The 12497-nt window shown below is 37.3% G+C and carries 14 protein-coding genes; 4 read left to right on the top strand and 10 right to left on the bottom strand.

Going from position 1 to position 12497, the window contains the following annotated elements; translation table 11 throughout:
* Both LQ201_RS02945 and LQ201_RS02940 read right to left on the bottom strand, forming a co-directional pair.
* On the bottom strand, positions 1–381 hold the full coding sequence (locus LQ201_RS02945) for a hypothetical protein (RefSeq protein WP_230143614.1): 381 nt from the start codon (positions 379–381) through the stop codon (positions 1–3).
* Positions 382–461: 80 nt separating this feature from the next.
* Positions 462–1796: a dihydroorotase gene (locus LQ201_RS02940; RefSeq protein ID WP_230143616.1), complete on the bottom strand. Its 1335-nt coding sequence runs from the start codon at positions 1794–1796 to the stop codon at positions 462–464.
* A 293-nt stretch (positions 1797–2089) separates the two neighbouring features.
* On the opposite strand from LQ201_RS02940, the gene LQ201_RS02935 reads away from it, so the two are divergent.
* From LQ201_RS02935 to LQ201_RS02920, 4 genes are all read left to right on the top strand, one after another.
* The gene (locus LQ201_RS02935) at positions 2090–3436 is read left to right on the top strand and encodes a DEAD/DEAH box helicase (RefSeq protein WP_230143617.1); all 1347 of its coding nucleotides are present in this window, start codon (positions 2090–2092) and stop codon (positions 3434–3436) included.
* Between the two features lie 98 nt (positions 3437–3534).
* Positions 3535–3807 (top strand): hypothetical protein, encoded by a 273-nt coding sequence (locus LQ201_RS02930; protein WP_230143619.1) that lies wholly within the window; start codon positions 3535–3537, stop codon positions 3805–3807.
* Positions 3808–3907: 100 nt separating this feature from the next.
* Positions 3908–4243: a gliding motility protein GldC gene (gene gldC, locus LQ201_RS02925; RefSeq protein ID WP_057932380.1), complete on the top strand. Its 336-nt coding sequence runs from the start codon at positions 3908–3910 to the stop codon at positions 4241–4243.
* A 172-nt stretch (positions 4244–4415) separates the two neighbouring features.
* Positions 4416–4814, top strand: a complete 399-nt coding sequence (locus LQ201_RS02920) for a hypothetical protein (protein ID WP_230143621.1) — start codon at positions 4416–4418, stop codon at positions 4812–4814.
* Positions 4815–5038: 224 nt separating this feature from the next.
* On the opposite strand, the gene LQ201_RS02910 is transcribed toward LQ201_RS02920, so the two are convergent.
* The 8 genes from LQ201_RS02910 to LQ201_RS02875 all read right to left on the bottom strand — a co-directional run bounded on the left by LQ201_RS02910 (position 5039) and on the right by LQ201_RS02875 (position 12274).
* A complete protein-coding gene (locus tag LQ201_RS02910) occupies positions 5039–6103 on the bottom strand; it encodes a hypothetical protein (RefSeq protein WP_230143623.1) in 1065 nt (354 codons plus the stop codon).
* On the bottom strand, positions 6090–7745 hold the full coding sequence (locus tag LQ201_RS02905) for an NAD(P)/FAD-dependent oxidoreductase (RefSeq protein ID WP_230143625.1): 1656 nt from the start codon (positions 7743–7745) through the stop codon (positions 6090–6092). The genes LQ201_RS02910 and LQ201_RS02905 overlap by 14 nt, the downstream gene beginning before the upstream one ends.
* Positions 7723–9234 (bottom strand): polyamine aminopropyltransferase, encoded by a 1512-nt coding sequence (locus LQ201_RS02900; protein ID WP_230143627.1) that lies wholly within the window; start codon positions 9232–9234, stop codon positions 7723–7725. The genes LQ201_RS02905 and LQ201_RS02900 overlap by 23 nt, the downstream gene beginning before the upstream one ends.
* A gap of 1 nt (position 9235) precedes the next feature.
* Complete coding sequence (locus LQ201_RS02895) at positions 9236–9460, bottom strand: DUF350 domain-containing protein (protein ID WP_230143628.1); 225 nt, start codon at positions 9458–9460, stop codon at positions 9236–9238.
* Between the two features lie 181 nt (positions 9461–9641).
* Positions 9642–10955 (bottom strand): DUF4178 domain-containing protein, encoded by a 1314-nt coding sequence (locus tag LQ201_RS02890; RefSeq protein WP_230143629.1) that lies wholly within the window; start codon positions 10953–10955, stop codon positions 9642–9644.
* Complete coding sequence (locus LQ201_RS02885; protein WP_230146595.1) at positions 10955–11329, bottom strand: S-adenosylmethionine decarboxylase family protein; 375 nt, start codon at positions 11327–11329, stop codon at positions 10955–10957. The genes LQ201_RS02890 and LQ201_RS02885 overlap by 1 nt, the downstream gene beginning before the upstream one ends.
* 45 nt (positions 11330–11374) lie before the next feature.
* The gene (locus LQ201_RS02880; protein ID WP_230143631.1) at positions 11375–11773 is read right to left on the bottom strand and encodes a hypothetical protein; all 399 of its coding nucleotides are present in this window, start codon (positions 11771–11773) and stop codon (positions 11375–11377) included.
* Positions 11774–11794: 21 nt separating this feature from the next.
* The gene (locus LQ201_RS02875; protein ID WP_230143632.1) at positions 11795–12274 is read right to left on the bottom strand and encodes a methylated-DNA--[protein]-cysteine S-methyltransferase; all 480 of its coding nucleotides are present in this window, start codon (positions 12272–12274) and stop codon (positions 11795–11797) included.
* Positions 12275–12497 lie beyond the last annotated feature (223 nt).

Genomic DNA, 12497 nt, shown 5'->3' with positions numbered 1-12497 from the left:
TCACTTGTAGATTATAAAAAACAATAATATTGCAAGCAACAAGACTAGTAGTGTTTTTCTAAACCATCGCTGCTGTTCTGCTTTTCTAAGGTATCCATCTTTTTTTAATTCCCAAGAAAAAATAATTTCGATAAAAGTTATAGGCTCAAAAATAAAATCAAAAACTGAGTACGATTCTTTTGCTCTTTTTAATTCTTCTAATCTGGCTTTTTGTTTTGATGAGTGTTTAGCCTGTTTGATTTCTAATTCATTAACTTTTCTTAAAGCGAGCTCAGATTGGGCCTCTAATAAAGCGATCTCATTCCATTCATCTGGGGCACCTACAATTAAAAGGAGTTCTTTTGTTGTTCTTGCTTTGATGGGAGGATTGAAAGTAGTCATAACAAGTAATACAGCTTTCAGCGAAAATACAAAGATGAATTCATTATTTCTTTCGTCGCAAATAAGTTAAGCTAAACAATCTACCTTGCAAAGGTTAGGCGTTTTCCAATCTGATCGGTCGTAAATTTGCCATTTTGATAAGCCAAATTGCCTGATACAAAAGTGTGGGTAATGCTTGCCTGGAAGGTATCTCCATCGAATGGACTCCAACCACATTTATAGAAATTATTAAGTTTGGTTACTGTCCAGGAATCTTTCAGGTCTACCAGCACTAAATCTGCCCAGTAGCCTTCGCGGATGAAACCACGTTTTTCGATATCAAAACAGATAGCCAGGTTGTGTGCCGTTTTTTCGGCAATTTTCTCTAAAGATATTTTGCCTTGCAAATGCATTTCTAACAGGGCTGGTAATGCATGTTGAACTAGAGGTCCACCAGATGGAGCTTGACTGTAAGGTTGCTGCTTTTCTGCTAATGTATGTGGCGCGTGATCTGTTGCAATTACATCAATATAATCTTCAAGGACGCCTTTAAGCACGCCTTTTTGATCGTCTTCGGTTTTTACCGCAGGGTTCCATTTAATGAAATTTCCTTTTAAAGCGTAATCTTTATCGTTAAACCAAAGGTGGTGCACACAAGCTTCAGCCGTAATTTTTTTATCCTTTAGCGCGGTAATATTATCAAATAGTGCTATTTCTTTTGCAGTAGAAATATGTAAGATATGCAAGCGGGTTTGATAAGTTTTAGCCAGTTCGACCGCCAATGATGATGATTTATAACAGGCCTCCGCACTGCGGATTAAAGGATGCATCTCTATCGTTAAATCTTCGCCGTATTTGGTTTTAAATTCGGCCAGATTATGGCGGATGGTTGCTTCATCTTCACAGTGGGTAGCTACCAATATCGGTGCCTTACTAAAAATGTTTTCTAAGGTTTTTTCATTATCCACCAGCATATTCCCAGTTGATGAACCCATAAAGACCTTAATTCCGCAAACATTTTTAGGATCGGTTTTTAAAACCTCTTCAATATTGTCGTTACTCGCCCCCATATAAAATGAATAATTCGCTAACGAAGTTTGGGCAGCAATTTCATATTTATCAGCTAATAAATCCTGTGTTAAGGTATTGGGTACAGTATTGGGCATTTCCATGAAAGAAGTAATACCTCCGGCTACAGCGGCCATGCTTTCGGTAAAAATATCGGCTTTATGGGTTAAACCTGGTTCGCGGAAATGTACCTGATCGTCAATCATCCCTGGTAAAAGGTATTGCCCTTCTGCATTAATTTCTTGCGCATCAGGTGCAGATAGATTTTGGCCGATTTTGGCTATCAATCCACCTTTTATCAATACATCGGCAACAATTTTTTGTCCTTCATTTACAATTGTGGCAGCTTTTATCAGGTAAGTATTCATGGTTTCAAAGGTAGTAATTTAGTGTTAAGTAGTTAGTATCAAGTATCAAGATTTGATACTGTGGATAGGGGAAATTGAGTTTTATGCTACTGTTTTTGGTTAAATAAACCTGATAGTAGTGGGCATCCCGATTTTCATCGGGATAAAACGGATGGCAGGGCTGCCGGAACCGAAGAATTACTGAAATTGCTTTACACCTATCTTATAAAAAGAAGTCTTACATTTTAGAATGATTCGAAACCTTCTGCCTTACACCTTCTAACCGTCAACCTTAATCACTATCTTTGTGCGCTATGGCAAAATCGTTCGAAGAATTTAAGTTAAACAGGCAAATTTTAAATGCAGTTGCCGATGCAGGTTATACCGTTGCCACGCCGATACAGGAAAAAGCAATTGCACCAGTATTATCCGGACAGGATATTTTCGGTATTGCCGAAACTGGTACAGGAAAAACCGCTGCTTTTGTTTTGCCAATTTTAATGCAATTGAAATATGCTCAGGGCGATAATCCAAGGGCTTTAATTCTATCTCCAACACGCGAACTGGCCATGCAGATTGCCGAGCAGGTAAAGTTGTTTTCTACTTATACGGATTTACGTTCATTGGTAATTTTTGGGGGAATCGGTCCAAAGACACAGAAAGAGCAAATTGCAAAAGGGGTTGATATCCTGATTGCTACACCCGGAAGGTTCCTGGATTTATATTTAGCTGGTGATATTAATACACAGAGCCTAAAATTTTTGGTACTGGATGAAGCCGATAAAATGATGGATATGGGCTTTATTGGCTCAATACACCGGATTTTGGAAATCGTTCCGCGTAAACGCCAAAATTTATTGTTTTCGGCAACCATGAGCGATTTAGTGCAGAAAATTGCAGGGGATTTCTTGAATAATCCACTTGTGATTGAGGCATCTGCGCAAGCAACTCCTGCAGCAAACGTAACGCAGACTTTGTATTACGTTCCGAATTTCAAAACGAAAATTAACCTATTGCAGCATTTGTTGAAGAATGATGAGGCTTTTAACCGCCTGATCATTTTCTGTAAAACAAAAACCGTTGCCGATAATATTTACAGTTTTATTGAGCGCAGATATGGTGCTGAGAATGTTCGTGTAATCCACGCCAATAAAGGACAGAACACCAGAATTAACTCCATAAATAGTTTCAAAGAAGGTAATGTCAGGGTGCTAGTGGCTACAGATGTGGCAAGTAGGGGTATTGATGTAAGTGATGTAAGTCATGTGATCAATTTCGATGTGCCCATCATTATAGAAGATTACGTACACCGTATTGGCCGTACCGGTAGGGCTTTTGCCAAAGGTGATGCGATTACCTTTGCAACGGATGCCGAAAAATATTATATCCGCAAGATCGAAAAATTGATCCGCCAATATATTCCAGTGGCCGAAATTCCCGAAGGTGTTTTCATAGATGAAACGCCTTACGAGGAGCGTCAGCATATTGCGAAGGAGATCGATATGCAGAAACGTAAGGAAGACCCTGATTTTAAAGGGGCTTTCCATGAGAAAAAGCATGCTGCTGCGATAGAGAAAAAGGTACGAGAAAAAGCTAAAGCAAAGGCTGGTAAGCAGGTAAAGACTTTTAAAAAAGGTAAAAAATTCGATAAGAAAAAGTAATGAACCCGACACAATCGAAATAATTATTAATTTTCTAAATAATTATTTCAATTGTCAAAGGCTCCATCTGACAATTGAAAACGAATAAATAAACACAGATGAACTTTAGGATTACGCCTTTAAATATCGTTAGCGCCATTGGTTTGGGATTAGTCGCTGTAAATTTAGTTTCTGGGAAAAGCACAGCGCCACGCCATGTGGATATGAGCGGCTTTTATCTCCTGATTTTAGGTTGCCTTATTCTTGTAACCTTTATTACAGATATGATTTTCCGGTTCACATTAAAAGATATTAAAAGGATCTGGGTGGTAGAATTGATCTTTATCTTCATTGCGACAATCTTGATGTTAATATTACAAAAAGTAGTGTAAGGCTACGATGAAGTAAAACTAATATTAAGCATCTTTGCATCCGGAAAAATTAGTCGATAAATTTATGTAGTCTCTTTATCGGTGTAATCAATATTAGAAAATGAAAAAAGCAGAAATAAAAATAACCGTTGAGTTAGATGAAGGCAATAACCCAGATAACATACTTTGGGAGAGCACAGATGCTGGAAACGCTGATAAAGTGCCTGCAAAGGCGATGTTTTTATCGGTTTGGGACCACAATTATAAAAATACTTTAAAGATAGATCTTTGGACAAAGGATATGCCTGTTGATGAGATGAAACGTTTCTTCTACGAAACTTTGCAAACCATGGGCGATAGCTTTTTAAAAGCTACAAACGAAACGTTGATTGTTGAAGATTTACGTGATTACTGTGCCCACTTTGCAGATAAGATGGGGATTATTGAGGGGCAATAGTTCATTAGTCATTAGTCATTAGTCATTAGTCATTAGTCATTAGTCATTAGTCATTAGTCATTAGTCATTAGTCATTAAAAAATGCCAGACAAGTTAGCTATTAAACTATTAATCATCAACTTGTGTCATAAACTATTAACCAATTTATACAGTTAACCGATTAACCAAAAATATGTTAGTATTAAATAAATTCAGGGCTTGGTTGGGCATTTTGTTATGTGTTATTGCAGGTTTCTGCCCAATATTAAAAGTGCCAATTAAAGGCAATTGGAATTTGTATCAATCAGATGCGCGTTTGTTTTTGATCACTTACGCCATTATCGCCATTTCGGTATTGTTTCTGTTTATCAGAAAAGTTGGTGCCTTTAGGTTCATGAGTTTCGTAATGGCTATCTGGTATGTTTTAGCAGTAGTTGCAGTTTATTTTACGGCAAATAATTATACCAAATATGGCTTCGCCAATAAACTTATCGGTAAAGTTGTTCATCTCCAGTGGGGCTGGATTGTACTTTTAGTAGGTGTTATATTTATGCTTTTCAGTATTAAACGTGGCGAAAAAATTACAGCTTAAGCTTTTTCGTGCAATTGCGAGGTTAATTTAGACTCTTTACATCCTTTAGCTTTACATTAGGCTACAATTTCATCATGAGTTTTCTCCAGCATAGTCTGATTACAGCTCATGATGAACAAATTTATAACCGGGATTACCTACCACAGTACAAGAATAATCGTCTGCCAATTCGGTAATCCAGTAGTCAACCTTTATTCCACGAAACTGATAAACGGACAGATGCTTTAGAATTTGTTTTTTGCTCTCCAGATAAAGCCATCAAGTACATAATGCGTAGCCTGTGGCAAGGCTAAAAGTGGAACTAGCAGCGATAATAGTTCGCTATTGGTAACCTGTGGCAAGCTTGAAAAAGGTTTGAAAACCGATTGATGTTCTTTCCATACCAAACCATCCCAGAGGCCTTCTTCCAGATAGGCAAATAATACCAAAATCAATAAGAAATAAAATATCCCGAATTTTCCAAAACACAGATCCATGATTTTATTCTTAACGATTTTATCTCCGATTTTTTTCTTCTCAAAAAACCAGATAAGCGCCATATATGGAATACCATGCGAAATTACATTTAAGGTAGTAAAGGCCATATCGCCATTAAAATAAACGATGCCGAAATACCAGGATAAAAACGTTCCTATTACGATTAAGTTGCGCGGAATGTTAATCCATTTTTTGCTAATGATCAATAAAATTTCCTTAGCCATATAAATGGTTATGATTAAGATATACACCATGCCGGAGTATCTCAATAGCATATCATTCTTAAAAGTGAAAAAATCTCCTTCTACAAACCAATTGAAATTTCGGCCGCTGCTTAAATGCCAAAAAAGCAAAGGATATAAAGTTGCGGCATAAATGGCAATTTTATCAATGGTAGTTAACAGTTTAGTTGAATTTTCGTTACGGGAATACAGACGCATAAAGCCATATTGCTGTCTGATAAAATGGTAAACGGCCAAATAAGCCAATATTCTCCAAAACCATAAACCGTCGAACCGGTAAAGCATAACACCTGTAATATAACAGGCCAATGGAATAGAGATGAGCAATGTATACTGCCTTTTGAAATTACCTGGACTAAAATAGGTTCGGTATAGCGTGCTGTAAACATGCGCAACATCTATAAAAACAATTAAAAATACCCAATAAGCCAATGGAATACCTGATGAGTTTTGAAACTGATCTGGGAAAAGCAAAACCAGCGATAAAGAAAAAAATGCAGGCGATATAATGAAAATAACATCACTCCATGCAGTATTAAGCCAGGGCTGGATTTGTTTATGAGACAACATTTAGAACCTGTTTTGCTGCGTTAATACCCTGGTGAAAAGCCTCCTCAAAAATAGAAACCCCACTCAGGTCACTATGGGCAAAAAAAATCTTATTATTGATAGGAGCTTTCGCTTTTTTCAAATTTTCACTCCAAACAAAATTTGTGGTAGGTGCGATCATTCCGTGCCCCCAAACCCAGAAATCGATATTTTCAATAGCATCTGTAATTCCCGGATGTATCATCTCCAATTCAGGAACAACAATATCAAGCCATTGTTCGTAACTCCTGACATATGCTGCCAGCCGTGCAATTGCGGGTTCAAAATCGCACAGCGGCAGGTAATAAGTAATTACTTTTTTATCCTCCGAGAGCTTTAAATGTTGCTGCGCCGAATTTACATAACCAACAGATGGCGTATTATAGGCCACATTGTCCCAACATAGATTTATCCCCTTCGATTCTGGTAGTTCGTTGATGGTAATATTAGCGATCAGCCATGGCGAATAGTTAAAAGCTCTATAATCAATATTCCGGTTAAAGTTCTTGAGTAAGCGGTTGTTTACAAATTGTGGGCTGCATAAGATTATTTTTTCGGCTATTATTTCCTCAGTGGCGTTGGTATGCGTATTGAATATGGAAGCCGTTATATCGCCATTTGCCATCAATTTTAAACCATAACATAGGGTTGATGTTTTGATATGATCTTTTAGCTGCTTAGCAAGCTCCTTCATGATCCAGCCGTTGCCTTCTGGCCAGGTTAGTATGGCATTCTGTTCAGCATTTGCTGCTTTTCCTCTGCGCGAAGCGAAATAGTGTAAACCGGCCCAGGCCGATATTTTATCTATTTTTTGCCCGTAATCATCTTTGCAGGCATAGTTTAAATACCACAATAGATATTTAGAATCGTAGCCTTTTTCTTCGAGGTATGAATGGAAAGAAATTTTATCCAGTTTTCTGTAGCTAGGATCGCTTGACGAAGAGCTTAGCGGAATATTGAACAGAAATTTTCCGTCGTTTCCTTTGGTGTTTTTTAACTGATCTACCTCTTGTAAAAAGCGCTTAATCTGTTCTTTATCGGTTGCGGGGACGCCAAAATCGGGTACCAGACCTTCCTGCCATCCACCATTGATCAATAATCTTTCCTCGGGATCAAAAGTGAGGAAATAATCGTTGTAATAGGGGAGTTCTTTTTCGAAATGGGTAATTACATTAATTTCCTGCAAAAAATCGATAAGTAGGTTATCATCATTGTTTGCAATGGTAATATAATGTGCACCTAATGGATATGCGGATACCTTATTGGTGCCGAAATAAGAATTTCCACCAGTATGATTTTCCAATTCCAGAATTTCAAAATCCGTCTCACCATTCTTTTTTAACCATCTGCCAGCCGATAAACCTGAAATTCCGCTGCCGATAATCAGTGTTTTGATTTTTCTGGTGTTACTTGGGGCCGGTAATTTTATTTTATCGCGCAAAATATGACCAGCTTTTGCATTTGGACCCTGTAAAGTCCCTTTGATGTTGTATTTGGTTGATCTGATTTTTTTATAACAGCTGTTCAAAAAAATGCCACCTGTTATCAATCCAATTCTCAAGAGAAAAGAACGCCGTTTTAAATATGCCGATAAATCATCTTTATAAAACGTTTGCCCACTCATCTTCGAAATATTTCACCAAAATCTGGTTGTTTAACTTATTTACATCAGTTTCTACCTTGGCCATATCTTTTGGGAAAAAGAGCATGAGATCTAAACTTTCTTTCGAAACGAATCTTAAGCCAGGTAAATATTGCTGAGGTTTTTTGTAAATATTGTCCGGATCGGTTGCCATAATGTAACCCCACTCGCCAAAAGAAGGTACATAATTGTGATATGGAATGGTTTTTAAACCCACGCTTTCGAGGGTTTTGTTAACCGTCCAAAAAGATTTTGGTGCAACATAAGGTGAAGTCGATTGGACAACCATTAAACCTTTTGGAGCAAGTATGCCCTTAACCAGGTTGTAAAAAGCATTAGTATACAGTTTACCAACGGCATAATTTGAGGGGTCCGGAAAATCGATAACTATGAAATCGAATTTTTTATGCTGCACTTTGATCCAGCTAAAAGCATCGGCATTAATTACTTTTACCTTTGGCGATAAGAGTGCGTTTTTGTTTAAAGCTAAAAGGATCTTGTTCGATTGAAAAAGACTTGTCATTCCTTTATCTAAATCTACCAGTGTTACCGAATCTACATTCGGATATTTTAGAATCTCCCTAACAGCAAGCCCATCTCCACCGCCCATTACGAGCACATGTTTAGCAAAAGGCAATGCCTGCAAGCCAGGATGTACCAGTGCTTCATGGTATCGATACTCATCATCAGAGCTAAACTGTAGGTTTCCGTTTAAAAAAAGCCGTAAAACCTTATTCTTTTTAGTCAGTATGATTCGTTGATAAGGTGTGCTTTTTGAATAAATAATGGTATCGCTATAGGTCTGACTTTCGGAGAAACTGGTGATTTTATCTGCGTAAACGAAACCTGCGAGCAATAAAATAATGCTTACCATAGAGGCACTCTGCAGATATTTGGAAGCCCTGATTTCTTTTTTGAAACTTAAACACACAATTAAAGCCACAGCAACGTTCAGCATCCCAAACATATAAGCTGTTTTTACCAGTCCTAAATGGGGGATAAGCAAGAGCGGAAAAATTAGTGAGGCCAGTAGCGCTCCGATGTAGTCGAATGTAAAAACCTTCGAAACCAGATCTTTAAATTCATAGCGGTCTTTAAGGATGCGCATCAGCAATGGAATTTCTAAACCCACAAGAATACCTGTTAGGCTTACAAAACCATATAATACAATCCTGAATGAAGCAATACTTTCAAAAACAAGGAACAAAACGGTTGAACTAAAACCCCCAACTAAGCCGACTAAAATTTCGATCTGAATAAACCACGAGAGGATATTCTTTTCGAAATACTTAGAGATCCAGGAGCCTATACCCATAGAAAAAAGGTAAACGCCAATTATTGTAGAGAACTGGGTAACTGAATCGCCAAGTAAATAGCTGGCAAGTGTACCCGCAATCAGCTCGTAAATGAGACCGCAGGTGGCAACAACAAAAACAGAAATTAATAAAAGTGCCGGGAGCTTTTTGTTCATGCTAACTATGAATGGCTGAACTAATAATAATTGCCATTGCAATAATAAAAGCCGCAAAAACGATTGCTAATGCCAGGTTTTGCTTTTCCAGTATTTCTTTCCAAAGGTTTTCGGGGGTCATTTTTTCAATAATCCAAAAAGCTATAAAGAGAACCATTATGCCCAATACGGAATAAACCAATGATGCAATAATGTACTTGATGTTAATTAATTCATTTAAACTCATAATGTTTTTATTTATGGTAAAATCTATTTACATGACCGGAATGACTTTTATTGCCATTAAATTCTGTGTTTTTTTCTACTTTATCTGGGAAGTAAGCGCGCCCTTTTAAACCACTGTAGCCATAAAAACCTATAAGGGCCAGCAGTATAATAAGGTAATATTTTATCGGTTTCAGATTCATTTATTCTCCATTTACAAAAGGTGAAAAATCGCTGTTATTCCATCTTCTTTTTTCATAATCGCGCATTAAAAGCCAGCAGATGGCCGGAAAAATGCAGAGTAATAATATAGTGGTTATCGTATTGCCCCACATGGTTACATTACTCACCGCTTTTATGTAAAGGTTATTCCTAAATACATCTCCTGATGATGGATACACATTTAAATGGTATTTTCCTTTAGGTATTTCTGATAGTACAACCGATTCTTTTGTAGAACCTTCCGACCAGCTTTCGCCATCTTCAGTACCATGATAATATTCGATCCCCTTACTTACTTCCCAGGTTTTGTTATCGCTTTCGTTAACCAGTACAATTGTGGTTTCCAGCCAGTTATTATCAACTGCCGAGGCAATTTCAAATTCAATATTTGATGATTCATCATCAAGCGTAAAAGACGGCGTAATAAATGACCTGAAAGAATCAGGACCACCTTTAGTATCATAAACGATTAAAAAATCATCGTTTATTAGCTCCTTTTCAGGTTTTATTGCATTGAACAGTAAATGGAAAAGCAGCACTAAGATAATGGCTGCGCCTGTTATCTTTAATGAGGCTGTCCACCTATCGAAAGCCTTTGACGGTTGGTTTGCACCAATCCCAATCTGCTTAGGTAAGTCGTTTTTATCAATATTGAATGCATCGGCAATTACTTCAGCATCGAGGTATTCACCAATATAATAATTGGTTTGGTTGTTTGCTTTACTAACCTCCTTTACAACCATAAAAGGTGGTGCGATGTATTCGGTAGCTTTAATCCTTTCGTTAACTACATCCCAATCTACTTCACCAAGCATGGCTGTAACTATTGGTGTATACCTGTTAAAAAGTTTGTATTCAACATCTTTATAACCAATGCTTAATCCGTAAGATATAGGCGCTTTATAATCAGGAAGAAAATCTTCGCCTGCGATAAAATTCCAATGCCCATCGAATTCGGATAAGGTAACATAACCTTTATCGGGGCTGGTTAAGATATATTCGCGCCAGGCATAGCTGGTATTGGCTTCTTTTTTTTCGAGATAGGCAATTACCTTGAATTCAGTACCATGAATATTTGCCGTTGAGCCCAGTTTTAGTACAAGAACTTTTTCTGGTTGATCTAATTTCTTACTCAACCTGCATTCGGTGATGCTAATAATGTGCAAATAGGAATAACATGAAGGGCAAACGGTGTATTTGCTCTTTGCTGCCTCGTATAGTACAATATTGTGCTTACATATTGAGCAGGCAATGGTTTCTGACAGTTTGAAAAATGATTTTGCGGGAACTTCCATTAGCGAACCACTTCAGTTTTCTGTATTTCTATACCTTCAAAAAAATGGAGTACAGCTTCATAAATATCTTTAACCTTTTGGGTATTGTCTTTTTGATAGTTTGATAAAAAAATATCAAAAGTTGCCAGTTTAAATTCAGGCCATGTATGGATAGACAGGTGAGATTCTGTCAAACAGATTATGGCCGTAAAACCCCCATTAGGAAAATCGTGATAAACTTCGCCAACCTTTTCCAGCCCATTTGTCTCAATTAAGCAGTTAAAAAGTGCTTTACAATCGTGAAAGGAGGAAAGTTGTTCAGTTTTTTCAGACGAGAACTCTGATAAAATATGTAAGCCAGGATTGTAGTTCATTGAGCGTTTGGTATCTTCCAAAAATATAAATTATTTTAAATGTAGGAAGATTTTTAGGAGCAGAATTTAAAATTGAGTATCTGCGATAAAATAATCGTTGATATCATCTTCCAGGGGAATATAGATTCTTTCCCATTCATTACCTTCTATAACCTCCCATGTGTGCCCTTCTCCGGCCGTATCATTGGCAATGAGTATAATGCCCGGCTCGATAATAAAAGTTTCGCCATTGCTTACTGTAAACCGAAGTTTACCCTTAAGCGTAACTACGTATTGACGCCTTGGCGCAGGATGAGGGATCTTCTCTAAAGTTGATACATCGGTTTGGGCGAAAAAATAACTGGCATTAATATGCTGACGGATAGGGATTTTACCCGTTTCAAAAGCACATTTGTTATCTTCAATATTAATTAAACGGACGGCTTTTATATAATTTTTAGTTGTTTCGGCTTGCTCTGTATTCATCTGCAAAATAAAAGTATGGTTTTAAAATTTTAATTCAGTTTGTCCTTTTTGGGCAACTTCACGTTCGTGTTGTAGCAGCCATTGTTTACGCCATAAACCACCTGCATAGCCTACAAGTTTACCATTACTGCCAATTACCCTATGACATGGTACTACAACGGCAATATTGTTTTTTCCATTTGCTGCAGCAATAGCGCGTATAGCTAATGGATTGTGTGCAGAAAATTTGGCATATGAAGTGGTTTCGCCAAAAGGTATAGTCAGTAAATTCTGCCAGACCTCCTGTTGAAATTCAGTCCCTTTTTGCTTCAACGGGAAATCGAAAGTCTTTAAATCGCCTTTAAAATAATCATTTAACTGCTTGGCTACCTTTGCCGTAAGTGCGTTTTCTGATAATCCTGTAATATCCTTTTCAGCAAAAGTAATTACATGTACAAATTCGTCATCAGCTAAGATGGTTATTGTGCCAACAGGCGATGCTATAACTGATGCGTAGTTCATATCATAATTACTTTAACCACAGATTCTCACGGATGAACACAGATTGTTGTGGACATTTTTTTGTGTTCCGCGCTTAATTTAGATTTTTAGAACATTTGTGCTGTTACGAAAAAATGCCATCTGTGTTTATCCTCTTCATCTGTGGTTCAAAACTTTTTTCTGCCACCTAAACTTTAAACAAAATTACAACAATACAACAATTTAAGCGTGCAATATTTATCAA

The organism is Pedobacter sp. Bi126 (assembly GCF_918698245.1).
In the GTDB taxonomy this organism is placed as follows: Bacteria; Bacteroidota; Bacteroidia; order Sphingobacteriales; family Sphingobacteriaceae; genus Pedobacter.
Note: the sequence above shows the minus strand (reverse complement) of the source record. Positions and strands in the feature narration are given on the sequence as shown.